Source organism: Helicobacter pylori (genome assembly GCF_006439795.1).
Taxonomy (GTDB): Bacteria; Campylobacterota; Campylobacteria; order Campylobacterales; family Helicobacteraceae; genus Helicobacter; species Helicobacter pylori_CR.
The window spans coordinates 68,907-87,928 of sequence record NZ_VEYL01000002.1 but is presented as its reverse complement, the minus strand read 5'-3'; the positions used below and the strand labels follow the sequence as shown (position 1 = coordinate 87,928).

The 19,022-nt window shown below is 39.3% G+C and carries 18 protein-coding genes and 3 pseudogenes; 17 read left to right on the top strand and 4 right to left on the bottom strand.

From position 1 onward, the window contains the following. Position 1 precedes the first annotated feature (1 nt). From FIM66_RS01605 to hydE, 4 genes are read left to right on the top strand one after another with little or no spacing between them, the layout of a single operon-like run. Positions 2-1,738 carry a nickel-dependent hydrogenase large subunit gene (locus FIM66_RS01605; RefSeq protein ID WP_078269589.1) on the top strand — a complete coding sequence of 579 codons (1,737 nt, stop codon included), beginning with the start codon at positions 2-4 and terminating at the stop codon, positions 1,736-1,738. 13 nt (positions 1,739-1,751) lie between these two features. Beyond that, positions 1,752-2,426: a Ni/Fe-hydrogenase, b-type cytochrome subunit gene (gene cybH, locus FIM66_RS01600; RefSeq protein WP_140522647.1), complete on the top strand. Its 675-nt coding sequence runs from the start codon at positions 1,752-1,754 to the stop codon at positions 2,424-2,426. Continuing rightward, entirely contained in the window at positions 2,423-2,959 is a 537-nt protein-coding gene (hydD, locus tag FIM66_RS01595; RefSeq protein WP_140501685.1) for a hydrogenase biosynthesis protein HydD, read from the top strand. The genes cybH and hydD overlap by 4 nt, the downstream gene beginning before the upstream one ends. A 1-nt stretch (position 2,960) precedes the next feature. Continuing rightward, positions 2,961-4,499, top strand: a complete 1,539-nt coding sequence (gene hydE / locus FIM66_RS01590; protein WP_140599854.1) for a hydrogenase biosynthesis protein HydE — start codon at positions 2,961-2,963, stop codon at positions 4,497-4,499. A gap of 4 nt (positions 4,500-4,503) precedes the next feature. Here the strand turns inward: hydE and FIM66_RS01585 are convergent, their stop codons facing one another. After that, the gene (locus FIM66_RS01585; protein WP_140478697.1) at positions 4,504-4,917 is read right to left on the bottom strand and encodes a hypothetical protein; all 414 of its coding nucleotides are present in this window, start codon (positions 4,915-4,917) and stop codon (positions 4,504-4,506) included. 122 nt (positions 4,918-5,039) lie between these two features. Beyond that, positions 5,040-5,492 carry a hypothetical protein gene (locus FIM66_RS01580; protein WP_140599853.1) on the bottom strand — a complete coding sequence of 151 codons (453 nt, stop codon included), beginning with the start codon at positions 5,490-5,492 and terminating at the stop codon, positions 5,040-5,042. A 184-nt stretch (positions 5,493-5,676) separates the two neighbouring features. Between FIM66_RS01580 and oipA the strand changes: the two genes are divergently transcribed. Continuing rightward, complete coding sequence (gene oipA / locus FIM66_RS01575) at positions 5,677-6,600, top strand: outer inflammatory protein OipA (RefSeq protein ID WP_140599852.1); 924 nt, start codon at positions 5,677-5,679, stop codon at positions 6,598-6,600. Between the two features lie 66 nt (positions 6,601-6,666). Here oipA and queC read toward each other — a convergent pair whose 3' ends face one another. Next, positions 6,667-7,353, bottom strand: coding sequence for a 7-cyano-7-deazaguanine synthase QueC (gene queC / locus FIM66_RS01570; RefSeq protein WP_140478703.1), 687 nt, complete (start codon positions 7,351-7,353; stop codon positions 6,667-6,669). A 62-nt stretch (positions 7,354-7,415) separates the two neighbouring features. Here queC and FIM66_RS01565 point away from each other — a divergent pair, with 62 nt between their 5' ends. The 12 genes and pseudogenes from FIM66_RS01565 to FIM66_RS01505 all read left to right on the top strand — a co-directional run bounded on the left by FIM66_RS01565 (position 7,416) and on the right by FIM66_RS01505 (position 18,739). Continuing rightward, complete coding sequence (locus tag FIM66_RS01565) at positions 7,416-8,624, top strand: CCA tRNA nucleotidyltransferase (RefSeq protein WP_140478706.1); 1,209 nt, start codon at positions 7,416-7,418, stop codon at positions 8,622-8,624. A gap of 13 nt (positions 8,625-8,637) precedes the next feature. Continuing rightward, positions 8,638-9,141: an SRPBCC family protein gene (locus FIM66_RS01560; protein WP_140599851.1), complete on the top strand. Its 504-nt coding sequence runs from the start codon at positions 8,638-8,640 to the stop codon at positions 9,139-9,141. Positions 9,142-9,155: 14 nt separating this feature from the next. Continuing rightward, positions 9,156-10,014 (top strand): annotated as a pseudogene (locus tag FIM66_RS01555) (NAD(P)-dependent oxidoreductase). A gap of 1 nt (position 10,015) precedes the next feature. Continuing rightward, positions 10,016-10,668 (top strand): annotated as a pseudogene (gene frxA, locus FIM66_RS01545) (NAD(P)H-dependent flavin oxidoreductase FrxA). A 163-nt stretch (positions 10,669-10,831) separates the two neighbouring features. Further along, positions 10,832-12,151: a glutamate--tRNA ligase gene (gene gltX, locus FIM66_RS01540; protein ID WP_140478712.1), complete on the top strand. Its 1,320-nt coding sequence runs from the start codon at positions 10,832-10,834 to the stop codon at positions 12,149-12,151. Further along, complete coding sequence (locus tag FIM66_RS01535) at positions 12,148-12,441, top strand: YggT family protein (protein WP_024118499.1); 294 nt, start codon at positions 12,148-12,150, stop codon at positions 12,439-12,441. Before gltX ends, FIM66_RS01535 begins: the two co-directional genes overlap by 4 nt. Positions 12,442-12,449: 8 nt before the next feature. Then, positions 12,450-14,132 carry a lytic transglycosylase domain-containing protein gene (locus FIM66_RS01530; RefSeq protein WP_140599848.1) on the top strand — a complete coding sequence of 561 codons (1,683 nt, stop codon included), beginning with the start codon at positions 12,450-12,452 and terminating at the stop codon, positions 14,130-14,132. After that, on the top strand, positions 14,129-14,950 hold the full coding sequence (gene galU, locus FIM66_RS01525) for a UTP--glucose-1-phosphate uridylyltransferase GalU (RefSeq protein ID WP_140599847.1): 822 nt from the start codon (positions 14,129-14,131) through the stop codon (positions 14,948-14,950). Before FIM66_RS01530 ends, galU begins: the two co-directional genes overlap by 4 nt. Before the next feature lie 11 nt (positions 14,951-14,961). Beyond that, on the top strand, positions 14,962-15,369 hold the full coding sequence (locus FIM66_RS01520) for a hypothetical protein (protein WP_140490932.1): 408 nt from the start codon (positions 14,962-14,964) through the stop codon (positions 15,367-15,369). A gap of 2 nt (positions 15,370-15,371) precedes the next feature. Continuing rightward, positions 15,372-16,640, top strand: coding sequence for a UDP-N-acetylglucosamine 1-carboxyvinyltransferase (murA, locus tag FIM66_RS01515; RefSeq protein ID WP_140599846.1), 1,269 nt, complete (start codon positions 15,372-15,374; stop codon positions 16,638-16,640). A 57-nt stretch (positions 16,641-16,697) separates the two neighbouring features. Continuing rightward, entirely contained in the window at positions 16,698-18,104 is a 1,407-nt protein-coding gene (aspA, locus tag FIM66_RS01510; protein ID WP_001217501.1) for an aspartate ammonia-lyase, read from the top strand. Positions 18,105-18,148: 44 nt separating this feature from the next. Then, positions 18,149-18,739 (top strand): uracil-DNA glycosylase family protein, encoded by a 591-nt coding sequence (locus FIM66_RS01505; RefSeq protein ID WP_140548658.1) that lies wholly within the window; start codon positions 18,149-18,151, stop codon positions 18,737-18,739. Positions 18,740-18,747: 8 nt separating this feature from the next. On the opposite strand, the pseudogene FIM66_RS01500 reads toward FIM66_RS01505, so the two are convergent. Continuing rightward, a pseudogene (locus tag FIM66_RS01500) lies at positions 18,748-19,022 on the bottom strand (glycosyltransferase family 10 domain-containing protein); the annotation flags it as partial.

Genomic DNA, 19,022 nt, shown 5'->3' with positions numbered 1-19,022 from the left:
CATGTCAAAAAAAATCGTAGTCGATCCTATCACTAGGATTGAGGGGCATTTAAGGATTGAGGTGATCGTAGATGATGATAATGTGATCACCGATGCGTTTTCTTCTTCTACGCTTTTTAGGGGGCTAGAAACGATCATTAAGGGCAGAGACCCACGAGATGCAGGCTTTATCGCTCAAAGGATTTGCGGGGTATGCACTTATTCGCATTATAAAGCCGGTATCACTGCGGTAGAAAACGCTCTAGGCATCACCCCCCCATTAAACGCACAATTAGTGCGATCTTTGATGAACATGGCGCTGCTTTTTCATGACCATGTAGTGCATTTTTATACTTTGCATGGGCTTGATTGGTGCGATATTATGAGTGCTTTAAAAGCCGATCCCATTCAAGCGGCAAAACTTTCTTTCAAATACAGCCCTTATCCTATTAATACCGGTGCGGGCGAATTAAAAGCGGTTCAAAAACGCTTGAATGATTTCGCTAAAGGTGGATCTTTGGGACCTTTTAGTAATGGCTACTATGGGCATAAAACCTATCGTTTAAGCCCAGAGCAAAATTTAATCGTCTTAAGCCACTACCTCAAGCTTTTAGAAATCCAAAGGGAAGCGGCGAAAATGACCGCTATTTTTGGAGCCAAACAGCCTCACCCACAAAGCCTAACGGTAGGGGGTGTTACGAGCGTTATGGATATATTGGATCCAACAAGGTTGGCGGAATGGAAGAGCAAGTTTGAAGTGGTAGCCAATTTTATCAACCATGCTTACTACCCTGATTTGGTGATGGCAGGCGAAATGTTCGCTAACGAGCAATCCGTTATTAAAGGCTGTGGCTTAAGGAATTTTATCGCTTATGAAGAAGTGTTGCTCGGGAAGGATAAATACCTTTTGAGTAGTGGGGTGGTGCTTGATGGGGATATTTCTAAACTGCACCCCATTGATGAGAGTTTGATTAAAGAAGAGGTTACGCATTCTTGGTATCAATATGAAGACACTAAAGAGGTGCAACTCCACCCTTATGACGGGCAAACTAACCCGCATTATACCGGTTTAAAAGACGGCGAGAGCGTGGGGATTGAAAATAAAATAATCCCTGCTAAAGTGCTTGACACTAAGGATAAATATTCTTGGATAAAATCCCCCAGATACGATAGTAAGCCCATGGAAGTAGGCCCTTTAAGTTCCGTAGTGGTAGGTTTAGCGGCGAAAAACCCTTATGTTACTGAAGTGGCTACTAAGTTTTTAAAAGACACGAAACTGCCTTTAGAGGCGTTGTTTTCAACGCTTGGGCGCACAGCTGCAAGGTGTATTGAAGCTAAGACGATCGCTGATAATGGCCTTTTGGCGTTTGATGCGTTAGTGGAAAATCTAAAAAGCGATCAAAGCACTTGCGCTCCTTATCACATTGATAAAAATCAAGAATATAAAGGGCGCTACATTGGTCAAGTGCCAAGGGGCATGCTAAGCCATTGGGTGCGTATTAAAAACGGCGTGGTGGAAAATTATCAAGCGGTGGTGCCTTCCACTTGGAATGCAGGGCCTAGAGATTCTCAAAATCAAAGGGGGGCTTATGAAATGAGCTTGATTGGCACTAAAATCGCTGATTTAACCCAACCTTTAGAAATCATTAGGACTATCCATTCTTTTGACCCATGCATCGCATGCTCAGTGCATGTGATGGATTTTAAGGGGCAGTCTTTGAACGAGTTTAAAGTAGAGCCTAATTTCGCTAAATTCTAAAAAGGGGTTACGCATGGATAAAATGAATAAGGTCGTTTTACACAAAGAGTATTCAGGTTTTGTGCGCTTTTTCCATTGGGTTAGGGCTTTGAGTATTTTTGCTTTAATCGCTACAGGGTTTTACATCGCTTACCCTTTTTTGCAGCCTAATTCCAGCTTTTATAAAGGGGTGTATCTTTTACAAGCTTATGTGCGCTCTTTTCATGTCATGTTTGGGTTTTTGCTCATTAGCGCGTTAATCTTTAGAACCTATCTTTTTTTCACTAAAGAAAGCTTAATGGAACGCAGGAGTTTCAGCCAACTTTTAAGCCCAAAAGCGTGGATTGATCAGATGAAAGCATATTTTCTTATCAGCGGCAAACCCCACACTAAAGGAGCGTATAACCCTATCCAACTCGTGGCTTATTTCACTTTGGTTGTTTTGATCGTATTGATGAGTTTGAGCGGGGTGGTGCTGTATTATAATGTCTATCATGCGGGGCTTGGGGCGTTTTTAGCAAGCGCTTTTAAGTGGTTTGAAGCGCTTTGTGGGGGGTTAGCGAACATTCGTTTTATCCACCACTTAGCGACTTGGGGGTTTATTTTGTTTGTCCCTGTGCATGTTTATATGGTGTTTTTCCATTCTATCAGGTATGAAAGTTCGGGGGCGGATTCTATGATTAATGGCTATGGTTATACCAAAGAATGAGTCAAAAAATCCTAATTCTAGGCATTGGCAATATCCTTTTTGGCGATGAAGGCATTGGGGTGCATCTAGCCCACTACCTCAAAAGAAATTTTTCTTTTTTCCCTAGCGTGGATATTGTAGATGGGGGGACAATGGCTCAGCAACTCATTCCTTTAATCACTTCGTATGAAAAGGTTTTGATTTTAGATTGCGTGAGCGCTGAAGGCGTTGAGATAGGATCAGTCTATGCCTTTGATTTTAAGGACGCTCCTAAAGAAATCACATGGGCTGGGAGCGCGCATGAAGTGGAAATGCTACACACTTTAAGACTCACGGAGTTTTTAGGGGATTTGCCTAAAACTTTTATCGTGGGGCTTGTGCCTTTTGTGATAGGGAGCGAGACCACTTTCAAACTCTCAAGCGAAATGTTAAACGCTTTAGAAACAGCCTTAAAAGCCATAGAAACCCGACTCAACGCATGGGGAGTTAAAATGCAACGCACCGATCATATTGCCCTAGATTGTATCGCTGAACTCTCTTATAAGGGTTTTTGAATTGGTTTTTGTCTTTCTTTTTAAATGCGTTAATGAAAAAACAAGCCTGAATTTTATGCCCCTTTTAGAGCAAATAGCGTTCCATTTGCAAGCGCGTTTTTATAGCGTTTATAAAGATAACATGACTTCTTTCTACCTCCAAGCGAGCGCTGAGATCACTTTAGAGTTCGCGCAAAAATTAAGCGAAATTTTGCCCTTTTCTTTAGATTTTAGCTTTTTGTCTTTAAAGGAAATCACAGAGCCTTTAGATGAAAATCTTTTCCAAACAACAAGCCTTTCAAAGCCCCTTTTTATGAACGCTAAAGAGCATCAAGATTTTTTAGACAAAAATGCATCTTTATATGCCAATACGTTGGGTTTTATCAAAAACACTGCTTTTAAAGGAGATATAATCCATAGCCCTAAAGAGCTTATAGATTGCTTAACCCAATTAAAAGAGATGCTTAAAACACAGGATTTTATCCCTATTTTCACTTCTAGAGGAGCATTATCCCTTTCTTTAAAAAATCCCTCTCCAAGCGTTATTTTTAGCGATCTTTCTAGCGTTTTGAGTTGCACTAAATTGCCTTTAGAAGACGCTAAATATTTAGCCAGTTTGGAAAAACCCTCCATCAAAGCCTCTTTAAAAAGCGTGTTTAAAGACACTTTTAAAAACGATGAAATCATAGCCCAACTGCCCTTTGACCCTATATTGAATTTATTGTGCCGTATTTTACAAGATGAGGGGATAGAATTTGTTTTTATGCATGAAAGCCGTTCTTGTGAAGTGCTGTTACATTATGAAGCGCTTTTTAAAACCCCTAAACGCTTGATCACACCCACTAAAAAATTCGTGCTAGAAAATAATTTTTCTACCTTTCCCTTTAAAGATGAATTAGAGTTTTTAAGCGCAACCCCCAATTCTATCGTTCTATATTTTAGTTTCAAGCGCCCTACAAGGTTGTTATTGCATGCTAATGGTTCTTTAAAAACGCTTTTAAGCGTTAGTTTTGATTTCAATCAAATATTTAACCTCCTCAAACAAGATGAAAAAGCCTCTAGAATGCTACAAAACTACGCCACTAAATTCCCTGATTTTTACGCGCGCATTGTAGAGCTTTCTAAATACAATCTAGGGGGCACTAATTTATTGGATTTTTTTCGCATTTTAGGGTTTGTTTTGGGTTATAGCGAAGATTTTTGCACGCAGAGCGTTATTCCTTTGGCTAAAGAATGCTTACGCCCTAAAGGCCCTAGGATTGATTATAAAATCCTTAAAGACGATTCTTTGAAAATGGCTTTAAACTTTTCAAAGATCATGCACAGCGCGATGAGTTTCAGGCTCGCAGGCGTGGAAAATGAAATTTTGAGTTTGGGGATTTTGGATTCTTTAGCGGAGTTTTTAGGGAATTTCATTTGGGATAACGCGCAAAATTTTAGCGTCCAAGAAGTAACGATCGCTGGGGATTTCTTTAGCGAAAAAGTGTTTTTGGATTTGTTTGTGCGGTATTTCCCTAAAACTCTAGCCCTTAAAACGCATGCGTTTTTGGATTATGAATAAGGGCTTAAAAGCGGATGTGTATCATCAACCCGCCGTCCATGTATTGGGTTTTTTTGCTTTTAGTCCTTTCAAAATAAGGCCCAAAAGACAGAGCTTTATTGAAATTAACAATCGGCACGCTCACCCCTTCGGCGATATTGTTTTTAGCGAGTTGTTTGTAAAACTTTTTATCGCTTTTTTTATGGCTTTTAAGGTTAGGGCTTTTTTCTAAATCTATGCCTTCTAAAGCGCTACTTTTAGTGAAATCATAAAGCTTTTTGTCGTTTTTAGCCTCGGTTTTTAATCCATGGTTTTTATGGAGTTTGTAAAACTTTTTACTGCTTTTTTTTTCGCTTTTAGTCTCAGTTTCTAAATCCGCTGCGAACGCACTACTATAAGCCACAAGCGATACAAGAAATAAATTTCTAACTATACACATAAGAATATCTCCTCTTAATATAGTCTTTTTCTATCACACCACCCTAGCATGTTAGAAATAACCATTAGAAAACACAAGCATGTTTGAGTGAAAACACCACCGCACTCGCTAAAGCCGCTCAATCAATAAAAAGCGTAAGGGAAGTATCCAGGCGCTCCATACCCATAAGGCCCATAAGGCATAAGGCCAGACCCATAAGGCATGAAACCATAGGGCATGTAATAATAAGGCATGTAATAGCCTCCATACATCCCGTTTTGCATGGGCGAATTGAGGTTATCCACTGAATTGTAAAAGCCGTTTAAAGAGCCATAAGCGCTATAATTAGTGAAACGATTGATTAAAGGCGTGGTGTGTGCATCAATAATAGCGTTTTCTTGCTGGATGGCGCTTTCTTCTCTGGCGACTTCTTGGGCTTTGGTCTCTTTGGGATCTTTAACCAACACTTCTTCTATAGGCACATTCGCCCCACAAGCACTTAACAGATAGGCTAAAAAGCCGGTGTTTAAAAAAAGAACGATTTTAGAAAGATGAGCGGATTGGTTGGGTAAAAAAGTTTTATTGTTTTGATGCATGGGGTTTCCTAAATTTAAAAATAACTAAAGATTAACATGTTTTTAATTTAATGTTGATTAAGCGGTGGTTTTGTGGCTATTTTATTATTTTAATTGTGTTTTCCATTAAAACCCAATCACTAAAATCTTATTTTTATGATAAACTACCTAATCATAATATCAAATCTTAAACCAAAGAAAAACCATGAAAAAAACCCTTTTACTAACTCTCTTTTTCTCGTTTTGGCTCCACGCTGAAAGGAATGGATTTTATTTAGGTTTAAATTTTGCAGAAGGAAGCTATATTCAAGGACAAGGCAATATCGGCGAAAAAGCTTCAGCAGAAAACGCCTTAAATCAAGCGATCAATAACGCAAAAAATTCAGTATTCCCCCAACAAAACACAAAAGCCATAAGAGACGCGCAAAACGCCTTAAACGAAGTGAAAGATTCAACAAAAATCGCTAACCGATTCGCAGGAAATGGTGGATCGGGCGGTCTTTTTAACGAACTCAGCTTTGGGTATAAATATTTTTTGGGTAAAAAAAGGATTATAGGGTTTAGGCACTCTCTTTTTTTCGGTTACCAACTTGGTGGCGTTGGTTCTGTTCCTGGCAGCGGTTTAATTGCTTTTTTACCCTATGGTTTCAATACGGATTTGCTCATTAATTGGACTAACGATAAGCGAGCGTCCCAAAAATATGTTCAACGAAGGGTAAAAGGGCTCTCTATATTTTACAAAGACATGACCGGCAGAACGCTAGACGCTAACACATTAAAAAAAGCATCAAGGCATGTATTTAGAAAATCTTCAGGGCTTGTGATTAGCATGGAACTAGGGGGTAGCACTTGGTTTGCGAGCAATAATCTCACCCCTTTCAATCAAGTCAAGAGCCGCACGATTTTTCAGTTGCAAGGAAAATTTGGTGTTCGTTGGAATAATGATGAATACGATGTTGATCGCTATGGTGATGAAATATATCTTGGGGGTTCTAGCGTGGAATTAGGGGTTAAAGTGCCAGCCTTTAAAGTCAATTACTATAGCGATAATTATGGGGATAAATTGGATTATAAAAGAGTGGTGAGCGTTTATCTTAACTATACATACAACTTTAAAAACAAACATTAAAACATGCTTTTTACCGCTCTTTGATTGTTTGTCTTAAACATGCTTTTGAGTATTTTTACCAACGCTTTATTGAAACAAAGCCTTAGCTTGAAACTCTTCAAAGCCTTTTTTTCTCAACTGGCATGCTGGGCATTTATCGCAGCCATAGCCATAAGCATGCAAAATCTTTCGCTCTCCTTGATAGCAGGTGTGCGTTTCTTTGATAACTAAATCTAAAGCCCCCAAATCTTTAGCCATTTGAAATTCTTGCGCTTTATTCAAAAACATTAAAGGCGTTAGGATTTTAATCGCCGTGTTTGATCCTAAATTTAGGGCATGCTCAATGCTTTTAATAAAATCTTCTTTACAATCTGGATAGCCGCTAAAATCCGCTTGCGAAACCCCTAAAGCGATGTTGCTAGCCCCTATTTTTTGCGCGTAAGAATGCAAAAGGGTGATAAAAATGGCGTTACGATTAGGCACAAAAGAATTGGGTAAATCTTTATTTTGCACATGCGAATGCCCTATTAAATCGTTAGAGTTTTTAAAAAGCGCGGAGCGGGTGATATTCTCTAAAAAATCTAACGAGATGATTTCATAAGGGAGTTGCAAAAGAGAAGCGATTTTTTGAGCGCATTCTAATTCCACAGAGTGTTTTTGCGCGTAATCAAACCCCACTAAACAGACTTTTTTAAAACGCTTTTTCGCCCATACAGCCAAAGTGGTGCTGTCTTGCCCGCCGCTAAAACCGATCACGCAAATTTCTTGTCCCATCAAAATTCCTTAAAAATTCTAAAAAGATATAATAACACAAAGAAATTTTACGAGTAAAAAGCGTGTTTGAGTTAAATACAGAATTAAAAGAATTGTTTGATATTTATGAAAAATCCTCTTATGAGCTTTACTTGGTAGGGGGGTGCGTGCGCGATTGTTTAATGGGCATTACCCCAAAAGATTACGATTTGACCTCAAACGCTTTAGTCAATGAAAGTAAAGAGCTTCTTTTAAAGCACCATTTTAGGGTGCTAGAAACCGGTATCAAACATGGCACGATCACAGCCCTTAAAAACCATCAAAGCTATGAAATTACAACCTTTAGAATTGAAAAAGGGCATATCAAACACCGAAAGCCTAAAGAATTGGTTTTTAGCACGCATTTAACAGACGATTTAAAGCGGCGCGATTTTAGCATGAATGCGATCGCTTATAGCCCTACAAAAGGGCTGATTGATCCTTTTAAAGGGCAGAATGCGATTGAAAATCAAACGATTGAATGCGTGGGGGAAGCGCGATTGAGGTTTTTTGAAGACGCTTTAAGGATTTTAAGAGCGTTGCGATTTAGCGCAACTTTAGGCTTTAAGATAGCAGCAAACACCAAAAGGGCGGTTTTTGCGTGTAAGGATTTGTTAAAACACCTTTCTAAAGAACGCTTACAAAGTGAGTTGAATAAGCTTCTTATGGGGAAAAACGCCTATGAAGTGGCCAAAGAATATCAAGAAATTTTGGAGTTGGTTATTCAAGAAAAAATAGAAAATTTAGGGTTTTTAAAAAACGCGCCTTTCAATTTGGAATTAAGATTATTGGGGTTTTTTAAGCATCAAAAAAGTTTGGAAAATTTACGCTACCCTAAAAAAACTTGTGTTTTATTTTCCAAAGCTAAAGAATGCCACAAAGCTTTTTTAAATATTCACAACAAAACAGAGTTAAAATTTTTATTGAAAAACTACGATTTAGAGCCTTTTAATTTGGCTTTAGATTTTTATGCGCTAGAAAACCCCAAACACGCTTTAAAAATTAAAGGCTTGTTAAAAGAAATCTTTGATTCTAACGAGCCTTTTAAAAAAGAACATTTAGTCCTTAAGGGCGGCACGCTTCAAAGCTTGGGTTACCAACACCAAAAAATCGGCGAAATTTTAAACGCATGCTTAAATTCAGTCATTGAAAATCCTAAAAACAACGCTTTAGAATGGCTGATTGAGTGGGTTAAAGGTCATTATTTACCTAATGATGCTATAAATCTTTCGCCAATAGGCAGAAAAAATTAAAAACAGAGAAAACATGATAACGATGAATGCGATTCAATGGCCTGAAAAATGGATTCCAGGAGAGACTGATAATTTTGTGTCCAATGAAGTCATTGTCAAAGATTTGGATTTTAATAAAGTGGTGCAGCATTTAAGAGACGCATCTTGTTGGGAAAAGTATTACAAAAATTCAGGGAATGTCCACATGCATAATCAAGACAATACCATTCTTAAAGACAAGACTCGTTTCCGTTTTGAAACTTTTGGTTTTTTAGTGGAGGCACAGGTGGAAGAGTTTGAATTGAAAGACACCATACTGCGTTTGGCTTGGAGAGGTTGGAATGAAGCTAAAGGCGATGAGCATCTTGAAGTCTATCACGCATGGATTGTTGAAAAATTAGATAATGATCGTGTGCGTATTCTAACCCAAGAAAGCCAATCGGGAGTCCCTGCTAAAGCTTTAGCGAAATCTGTGCCTAATGCGATGCTAAATGGCCATCAGGCTTGGTTAGATGGTTTAGTGGCGTATTCACGCTAATAAGTGAGGGTTAAATGAAAATCGGATGGATTGGACTTGGGGCTATGGGGACTCCTATGGCGGCTCGCTTGCATGATGCAAATTTAGAAGTGTCGGTTTATAACCGAACAGAGAGCAAAGCAGCCCCCTTAAAGGAAAAGGGCGTAGCGGTTTATACTAACCCTATAGATTTGGCCGCTAAAGTTGATCTGATTTTTACCATGCTTTCGGATAAAACGGCGATTGATGCTGTTTTAGTGCCAGAATTTTTGGAACAGATGTCTGAAAAAATCGTGGTGAATATGAGCACTATCGTCCCTTTGGAAAGCTTATCTTTAGAAAAAACCGCTCAAAAGCATCAAGTAACTTACCTTGAAGCGCCTGTTTCAGGATCGGTTGGTGCGGCCAAAGCTGGGGCTTTATTGATTTTAGCGGCAGGTGATGAAGAAGTTATCTCTAAACTCAAACCTATTTTGGCGCATTTGGGGAGTCAAACCTTTTATTTGGGTAAGATTGGTCAAGGGACAGGGGCTAAATTATCCATTAATAGTCTTTTGGCTCAAATGGGGGGTTGCTTATTCAGAAGCTTTGCTATTAGCCAAACATTTAGGGGTTGATGCAGAGTCATTTTTACAAATTATTGGCCAATCTGGCATGAATTCGCCTCTCTTTCAAGCTAAAAAAGGCATGTGGCTACAAGATAGCTATCCGGCCGCTTTCAGTTTGAAACTCATGCTCAAAGACATTCGTTTAGCCAACAATGAAGCAGGAGAGGCGATTCAATTGCCATTTTTATCCAAAGCGCAAGAGCTTTATTCTCAAGCGGAAAAATCCGGTTTAGGCGAAATGGATATGGCAACCGTTTATCATTATTTAGAAAAAGGAGAACATTAAAATGGACAGAGAACAAGTGATTGCTTTACAGCACCAACGATTTGCTGCAAAAAATACGATCCTAATCGTCGTATTTCCCAAAAGGATTGGGAAGCTTTGGTTGAAGTGGGGAGATTAGCCCCTTCTTCAATCGGGCTTGAACCATGGAAAATGCTTTTATTAAAAAATGAACGCATGAAAGAAGATTTAAAACCGATGGCCTGGGGGGCACTTTTTGGTTTAGAGGGAGCGAGCCATTTTGTCATTTATCTTGTGCGAAAAGGCGTTACTTATGACAGCGATTATGTTAAGAAAGTGATGCATGAGGTTAAAAAAAGGGATTATGACACTAATTCCAGGTTCGCTCAAATCATCAAAAATTTCCAAGAGAACGATATGAAACTCAATAGCGAACGATCTTTGTTTGATTGGGCTAGCAAGCAGACTTATATCCAAATGGCGAACATGATGATGGCAGCGGCCATGTTAGGCATTGATTCTTGCCCGATTGAAGGGTATGATCAAGAAAAAGTGGAGGCTTATTTAGAGGAAAAAGGCTATCTGAACACGGCGGAATTTGGCGTGTCGGTAATGGCTTGTTTTGGTTATCGCAACCAAGAAATCACCCCTAAAACCCGCTGGAAGACAGAAGTTATTTATGAAGTGATTGAATAAAAACGCTTTTAGCTTTTTGATAACCAACCATAAAGAGCTTGGCGTTAGCCAAGCGCTAATCTCTTGAATAATGCCTATTCATGTTTGATAAAACAGAACTACCGCAACACAATTAAGTATTCTTTAGGTATAATCAAAAACTATTTTTAAATAAAGGGTTTTTATGCTTCGTTTTGCGCCTTCGCCTACAGGGGATATGCACATAGGGAATTTAAGGGCAGCCATTTTCAATTACATTGTAGCCAAACAGCAACATAAACCCTTTCTCATTCGCATTGAAGACACGGACAAAGAGCGTAACATTGAAGGCAAAGACCAAGAGATTTTAGAAATTTTAAAGCTTATGGGGATAAGCTGGGACAAGCTCGTGTATCAAAGCCATAATATAGATTACCATAGAGAAATGGCAGAAAAATTACTGAAAGAAAATAAAGCGTTTTATTGTTATGCGAGTACGGAGTTTTTAGAAAGAGAAAAAGAAAAAGCCAAAAATGAAAAACGCCCTTTCAGGTATTTAGACGAGTGGGCCACTTTAGAAAAAGACAAGCACCATGCCCCTGTGGTGCGTTTAAAAGCCCCCAATCATGCGGTGTCTTTCAACGATGCGATTAAAAAAGAAGTGAGATTTGAGCCTGATGAATTGGATTCTTTTGTGCTTTTGAGAAAAGATAAAAGCCCTACTTATAATTTCGCTTGCGCATGCGATGATTTGCTCTATAAAATCAGTCTGATCATTAGAGGCGAAGATCATGTGAGCAACACCCCTAAACAAATTTTAATCCAGCAAGCTTTAGGCTCAAACGACCCGATTGTTTATGCGCATTTGCCCATTATTTTAGATGAAACAAGCGGTAAAAAGATGAGTAAAAGAGATGAAGCGTCCAGCGTGAAATGGCTTTTGAATCAAGGGTTTTTACCGGAGGCTATTGTGAATTATCTCATCACTATCGGCAATAAAGTGCCTAAGGAAGTTTTTAGCCTTGATGAAGCGATAGAATGGTTTGATTTAGAAAATCTTTCCAGTTCCCCGGCTCATTTTAATTTAAAATATTTAAAACACTTAAACCACGAGCATTTAAAGCTTTTAGACGATGAAACATTATTAGAACTCACTTCAATAAAAGATAAAAACCTCTTAGGGCTTTTAAGATTGTTTATAGAAGAATGCGGCACGCTTTTAGAATTGAAAGAAAAAATTTCGTTGTTTTTAGAGCCAAAAGATATTGTTAAAACTTACGAGAACGAAGATTTTAAAGAGCGTTGTTTAGTGCTTTTTAACGCTCTAAAAAGCATGGATTTTCAAGCGTATAAGGATTTTGAAAGTTTTAAAAAAGAAGCCATGCGATTAAGCCAGCTTAAGGGTAAGGATTTTTTCAAACCTTTGCGCATTCTTTTAACCGGGAACTCGCATGGCGTTGAATTGCCTTTGATTTTCCCTTATATCCAAAGCCATTATCAAGAAGTCTTAAGGCTCAAAGCATGATTTTTTCTACCCTTATTAATGCGATAGCGGTGATTTTAAGCTCGCTCATTACGATTTATATGTGGGTGGTGATCATTTATTCGCTTATCAGTTTTGTGCAGCCTAACCCCAATAACCCCATCATGCAAATCCTCTCTCGCTTGTGTGAGCCGGTGTTTTATTTTTTACGCTCTAGATTCAAGTTGGTGTTTAACGGGTTGGATTTCGCTCCTTTAGTGGTGGTCATCGTTTTGAAATTCTTGGATCTCACGCTCATTCAGTGGCTTTTTATGCTCGCCAAAAGTCTTTAAAGGAAATCATGCGTTTTTTTATTTTATTTTTTATGGGTGTGCTTGGTGTTAGTTTTTCTCAAACCGAGTTGAGTTTAAAAGATTTAGAAAAAAAGCCCGCCGGGATCGTTAGGGATTATTATTTGTGGCGTTATATTAGCGATAAAAAAACCACTTTAGAAAACGCTAAAAAAGCCTATGAATTGACCCAAAATAAAAATAACGCCCTACAAAAGGCCATGCAAGAAAAAGGCTCAGACAATGCAGAAAAAAGCCCTGATGTTAAATTGCCTGAAGATATTTATTGCAAGCAAATTACTCTAGAAAGCATGTTAGAAACAACAGACACTTTCCAAAATAGCTGTATCGCTATCGCTTTAAAATCAAAAATCAGAGATTTTGATAAAATCCCCCTTCAAACTCTTAAGCCCTTACAAGCTAAAATCAAAGAGGCTTACCCCGTTCTTTATGAAGAATTAGAAATTTTGCAAAGTAAGCATGTGAGCGCTTCTTTATTTAAGGCTAATGTGCAAGTGTTTAGCGCGCTTTTCAATCATTTGAGTTATGAAAAAAAGCTCCAAATTTTTGAAAAGCATATCCCTATTAAAGAGTTAAACCGCCTTTTAGATGAAGATTACCCGGCGTTTAACCGCTTGATCTATCAGGTTATCTTAGATCCTAAATTGGATCATTTTAAAGACGCTCTGGCTAAAAGTAACGCTACCCACAGCAACGCGCAAACCTTTTTTATTCTAGGGATTAACGAAATCTTGCGCAAAAAACCCTCTAAAGCGCTCAAGTATTTTGAACGATCAGAAGCGGTGGTTAAAGATGATGATTTTTCAAAAGACAGAGCGATTTTTTGGCAGTATTTAGTCTCTAAAAAGAAAAAAACTTTGGAGCGCCTTTCACAAAGCCCAGCTTTAAACCTCTATAGTCTTTATGCGAGCCGAAAATTAAAAACCACGCCCAATTACCGCATCATTTCTCACATCCAAAATTTAAGCCAAGAAGATCCTCCTTTTAACACTTATGACCCTTTTTCGTGGCAAATTTTTAAGGAAAAAACTTTGAGTTTGAAAGATGAGGGCGCGTTTAATGCGATGCTAAAAAGCCTGTATTATGAAAAAAGCGCCCCTGAATTGACCTATCTTTTAAGCCAACGCAATAAAGACAAGATTTATTATTATTTATCCCCTTATGAGGGCATTATTGAATGGCAAAATACAGATGAAAAGGCTATGGCGTATGCGATCGCTAGGCAAGAAAGCTTTTTGCTCCCGGCAGTCATTTCGCGCTCGTTCGCTCTGGGGCTTATGCAAATCATGCCCTTTAATGTAGGGCCTTTCGCTAAACGCCTTGGCATGGATAATGTTGATCTAAACGACATGTTTAACCCCAACATCGCTCTCAAACTTGGCAATTATTACTTGAACCATTTGAAAAAAGAATTCAACCACCCCCTTTTTGTCGCCTACGCTTATAACGCTGGGCCTGGATTTTTAAGGAGGTGGTTGGAAAGCTCCAAACGATTTAAAGAAAAAAATCATTTTGAGCCATGGCTTAGCATGGAGCTTATGCCTTATAGCGAGACTCGCATGTATGGCTTTAGAGTCATGCTCAATTACTTGATTTATCAAGAAATTTTTGGGAATTTCATCCCTATTGATGGATTTTTAGAACAAACTCTTAACTCAAAGGACAAACCATGATTAAAAAATGCCTTTTTCCTGCCGCGGGCTATGGCACGCGCTTTTTGCCGATCACTAAAACCATTCCTAAAGAAATGCTGCCCATTGTGGATAAGCCTTTGATCCAATACGCTGTGGAAGAAGCGATGGAAGCAGGCTGTGAAGTGATGGCGATCGTTACGGGTAGGAATAAACGAAGCTTAGAAGATTATTTTGACACGAGCTATGAAATAGAGCATCAAATCCAAGGCACTAACAAAGAAAACGCTCTAAAAAGCATTCGTAACATTATAGAAAAATGCTGTTTTTCCTATGTGCGCCAAAAGCAAATGAAAGGCTTAGGGCATGCGATTTTAACCGGAGAAGCCCTCATAGGCAATGAGCCTTTTGCGGTGATTTTAGCCGATGACTTGTGTATAAGCCATGATTATCCAAGCGTGCTAAAGCAAATGATTTTATTGTATCAAAAATACCAATGCTCCATTGTAGCCATTGAAGAAGTGGTGCTAGAAGAAGTTTCAAAATACGGCGTGATTAGGGGCGAATGGTTAGAAGAGGGGGTGTATGAGATTAAAGACATGGTGGAAAAACCAAGCCAAGAAGACGCCCCAAGCAACCTAGCCGTGATAGGGCGCTACATTTTAACCCCAGATATTTTTGAAATTTTAAGCGAGACGAAACCGGGTAAAAACAATGAGATTCAAATCACAGACGCCTTACGCGCTCAAGCCAAAAGAAAGCGCATCATCGCTTACCAATTCAAAGGCAAACGATACGATTGCGGGAGCGTGGAAGGCTATATTGAAGCGAGTAACGCTTATTATAAAAAACGCTTATAAATCTTATCAACATGGGCAATTTGACTTATTACGCTTACATGTATTTGATTCTCTTTGTATGCCTGCTGCCTGTGTTATTGGTGGGGCTTGTTTGGAGGCTTACTCGCCCCCCCTTAAAGCAAAATATTCCTAATAAAAGCCTTTCTTTAGAAGATTTGAGCGAACAAATCAAAAACCTTAAAAGCGTGCCAGCTTTAGAAAAACTTAAAAACAACTTCAATGAGCGTTTTAAAATTTGCCCTAAAGATAAAGAAACTCTGTGGTTAGAAACGATCCAAAAATTAGTCGCTTCAGAATTTTTTGAATTAGAAGACGCTATTAATTTTGGGCAAGAATTAGAAAACGCTAACCCTAATTACCAACAAAAAATCGCTAACGCTACCGGCTTAGCCCTTAAGAATAAAAAAGAAAAAGGATAGAATTGGATTTTTTAGAGATTGTAGGACAAGTCCCTTTAAAAGGGGGAGTAGAAATTTCAGGGGCGAAAAACTCTGCGCTCCCCATTTTAGCCGCCACGCTTTTAAGCCAACAAGAAGTCAAAATCAAATCCTTGCCCCAAGTGGTGGATATAAAAGCGATGGCGTTATTGTTGCAAAATTTAGGTGCAGAATTAGAATGGCTTAACCCACACACGCTTCAAATCAGCGCTAAATCCCTGAGCCACACCGAAGCTACTTACGATTTGGTGCGTAAAATGCGCGCTTCTATTTTGGTTTTAGGCCCTTTATTAGCGCGCTTTAAAGAATGCTTAGTGAGTTTGCCTGGTGGGTGCGCTATAGGAGCAAGGCCAGTGGATTTGCACTTAAAAGCGATGCAACAATTAGGGGCTGAAATCAAAATTGAGCAAGGCTATATCCATGCAAAAGCCCCTAAAGGCTTGAAAGGGAATGACATTTTATTTGATAAAATCAGCGTTACAGGCACAGAAAACGCTCTCATGGCAGCCAGTCTTGCCAAAGGGATCACGTGCATCATTAACGCCGCTAAAGAGCCAGAAATCGCTCAATTGTGCGCGTTTTTACAGAGTGGGGGGGTAGAAATTGAGGGCGTTGGCAGCAGCGAGTTAAAGATTAGGGGGGTAGAAAGCGACGCTTTAAATCTAAAAGACATTCAAATCATACCCGATAGGATTGAAGCAGGCACTTATTTATGCGTGGGGGCTATCACTAACAGCCAGCTTAAAATCCATCGTATCATCCCTAACCATCTTCAAGCGATTACGGATAAGCTTATAGAAATTGGTTTTTCGCTAGATATTCAAGAAAATTCTATAGAAATTCATCCGGCCAAAAAACGACAAGCCTTTGAAATCACCACGAAAGAATACCCAGGCTTTCCCACAGACATGCAAGCGCAATTCATGGCGTTAGCCACGCAGTGTTTGGGGACGAGCGTGATTGAAGAAACGCTTTTTGAAAACCGCTTCATGCATGCGAGCGAACTGCAACGCTTGGGGGCTAATATCAGCCTAAAAACCAATGTGGCTACCATTAGCGGATCCACAGAGCTTACCGGAAGCGATGTGATGGCGACCGATTTAAGGGCTTCTTCGGCTCTCGTTTTAGCCGCTTTAGTGGCTAAGGGCGTGAGTAGGGTGCATAGGATTTGCCACTTGGATAGGGGTTATGAGAGATTAGAGGATAAAATCAACGCCTTAGGGGCAAAAGTGTTGCGTTTAAAAGAAAAATAATCCAAGATTTGGTTACAATAGCTAGAATATTTTTCAATTATTACATAAGGAGCTTTTATGCGTATTGAGCATGATTTCATTGGGCAAATGGAAATTAGCGATGAAGTTTATTACGGGATTCAAACTTTAAGAGCGAGTGAAAATTTTTTCATCACCAACGACAAGCTTTGCAGTTATCCTGTTTTTATCAAATCTTTTGCGCAAGTCAAAAAAGCGGCTGCTTTAGCGAACGCGCAATTAGGCCTGATTGATGAAAAGCTTAAAATTGCGATTTGCCATGCGTGCGATTTGTTGGTTGATGGCAAATACCATGATCAATTCATTGTGGATATGATTCAAGGGGGGGCTGGCACAAGCACGAATATGAACATGAATGAAGTGATTGCTAATTTGGCTTTAGAATACATGGGGCATCAAAAGGGCGAGTATCAATTTTGCCACCCAAACGACCATGTCAACCGCTCTCAATCCACTAATGACGCCTATCCTAGCGCGTTAAAAATTGCGATTTATGAGCGCTTGAGCAATTTGGTCGCTCCCATGAAAGCTTTAAGGGACGCTTTCGCTCAAAAAGCTAAGGAATTCGCTCATGTGATTAAAATGGGGCGCACCCAACTTCAAGACGCTGTGCCTATGACTTTAGGCCAAGAGTTTGAAACTTACGCTTTGATGGTTGATAGGGATATTGAGCAGGTTTTAGACGCTAGGAATTGGGTAAGAGAGCTTAATTTAGGCGGCACGGCTATTGGCACAGGGATCAATTCGCACCCGGATTATCGCAGTTTGATTGAAAAGAAAATCCAAGAAGTAACGGGCCGCCCCTTTGTCATGGCTAACAATTTGATAGAAGCCACTCAAAGCACGGGAGCGTATGTGCAAGTGAGTGGGGTGTTAAAGCGTATTGCAGTGAAACTTTCTAAGGTTTGTAACGATTTAAGGCTGCTCAGCTCAGGTCCTAGGGCTGGGCTGAATGAAATCAATTTGCCTAAAATGCAGCCGGGTAGCTCTATTATGCCCGGTAAAGTCAATCCGGTGATCCCTGAAGTGGTCAATCAAGTGTGCTTTGCGGTGATTGGGAACGATTTGAGCGTGGCGTTAGCCGCAGAAGGAGGGCAATTGCAACTCAATGTGTTTGAGCCGGTTATCGCTTACAAGCTTTTCCATTCCTTTGTGATTTTAGGGCGCGCGATTGAAACCTTAACGACTAAATGCGTGGAAGGCATCACGGCTAATGAAAAGATTTGCCACGATTATGTCTTTAACAGCATTGGCATTGTTACCGCGCTAAACCCTCATATCGGCTATGAAAAATCCGCTATGATCGCTAAAGAAGCCTTAAAAAGCGATCGCTCTATCTATGACATCGCTTTAGAAAAGAAAATCCTAACTAAAGAGCAATTGGACGATATTTTCAAGCCAGAAAACATGCTAAGCCCTCACGCTTTCAAAAAACATAAAGACTGAACGCTTTGCAACTTTCACGCCTTCAAACTTTACGCTCCCTTTATATGGAGCGTCTTTTGGGCGAAACTTATACGGATATTAGCCTTATAAAGCCCCAAAATAAGCCCCTTAACAAACAAGTTCATGAGGGTATAGAAAATTGTAATCTGTGCAAACGCCATCAACATTCAAAACCGGTGATCGGGCTTTTTAACCCCACTTCCAAGCTCGCTTTCATCACGCTCACCCCCATGCTGGATAGCCAATTACATTTCTTAAACAATTTAAAAGCGGTCATGTTAGAGAGCATTATCCAAAAGGTTTTTAACTACCCCTTAAAAGATTGCAGTATTTTATCGCTCCTTAAATGCGACTCTAACAGCCTCAATTTAGAAGAAGAAATCAACGCATGCCTGCCTCATTTAACATGGCAATTAGACAACAGCACTTCAAAAGTCATTGTGGTATTTGGCGAGATTTTGCCCAAACGCCTTTTAAACCTTTCTAAAGAAGAGTCCTTTGGGCGCATCGTGTCTTTAAAAACCAAACATTTTTTAAGCACCCATGCTTTAGAGGACATGCTCAAAAACCCCACGCTCAAAAAAGAAGCGTTAGCACATTTTAAAATAGCACTCCAATTTCTTAATCAGTCTTAAAATACGCCTTATTTTTTAACCCATCTCCTTATTACACGCAATAAGGGTAAGGATTTTTGATAAGTTTTGCGATAGATTTTAAAAGTGGTGTTTTGAGAGAGTTCTAATAAAGGCGAGGCGTTTTGTAAAAGCCGGTCATAATTAACCCTCAAATCATCATAATTAACCCTCAAATCATCATAATTAACCCTCAAATCATCATAATTAACCCTCAAATCATCATAATTAACCCTCAAATCATCATAATTAACCCTCAAATCATCATAATTAACCCTCAAATCAT

What these genes read in the sequence shown, in the direction of transcription:
- FIM66_RS01605 (WP_078269589.1), top strand. Translation starts at nt 2, where the DNA reads ATGTCAAAAAAAATCGTAGTCGATCCTATCACTAGGATTGAGGGGCAT.
- cybH (WP_140522647.1), top strand. Translation starts at nt 1,752, where the DNA reads ATGGATAAAATGAATAAGGTCGTTTTACACAAAGAGTATTCAGGTTTT.
- hydD (WP_140501685.1), top strand. Translation starts at nt 2,423, where the DNA reads ATGAGTCAAAAAATCCTAATTCTAGGCATTGGCAATATCCTTTTTGGC.
- FIM66_RS01585 (WP_140478697.1), bottom strand. Translation starts at nt 4,917, where the DNA reads ATGTGTATAGTTAGAAATTTATTTCTTGTATCGCTTGTGGCTTATAGT.
- FIM66_RS01580 (WP_140599853.1), bottom strand. Translation starts at nt 5,492, where the DNA reads ATGCATCAAAACAATAAAACTTTTTTACCCAACCAATCCGCTCATCTT.
- oipA (WP_140599852.1), top strand. Translation starts at nt 5,677, where the DNA reads ATGAAAAAAACCCTTTTACTAACTCTCTTTTTCTCGTTTTGGCTCCAC.
- queC (WP_140478703.1), bottom strand. Translation starts at nt 7,353, where the DNA reads ATGGGACAAGAAATTTGCGTGATCGGTTTTAGCGGCGGGCAAGACAGC.
- FIM66_RS01560 (WP_140599851.1), top strand. Translation starts at nt 8,638, where the DNA reads ATGATAACGATGAATGCGATTCAATGGCCTGAAAAATGGATTCCAGGA.
- gltX (WP_140478712.1), top strand. Translation starts at nt 10,832, where the DNA reads ATGCTTCGTTTTGCGCCTTCGCCTACAGGGGATATGCACATAGGGAAT.
- FIM66_RS01535 (WP_024118499.1), top strand. Translation starts at nt 12,148, where the DNA reads ATGATTTTTTCTACCCTTATTAATGCGATAGCGGTGATTTTAAGCTCG.
- FIM66_RS01530 (WP_140599848.1), top strand. Translation starts at nt 12,450, where the DNA reads ATGCGTTTTTTTATTTTATTTTTTATGGGTGTGCTTGGTGTTAGTTTT.
- galU (WP_140599847.1), top strand. Translation starts at nt 14,129, where the DNA reads ATGATTAAAAAATGCCTTTTTCCTGCCGCGGGCTATGGCACGCGCTTT.
- FIM66_RS01520 (WP_140490932.1), top strand. Translation starts at nt 14,962, where the DNA reads ATGGGCAATTTGACTTATTACGCTTACATGTATTTGATTCTCTTTGTA.
- aspA (WP_001217501.1), top strand. Translation starts at nt 16,698, where the DNA reads ATGCGTATTGAGCATGATTTCATTGGGCAAATGGAAATTAGCGATGAA.
- FIM66_RS01505 (WP_140548658.1), top strand. Translation starts at nt 18,149, where the DNA reads ATGGAGCGTCTTTTGGGCGAAACTTATACGGATATTAGCCTTATAAAG.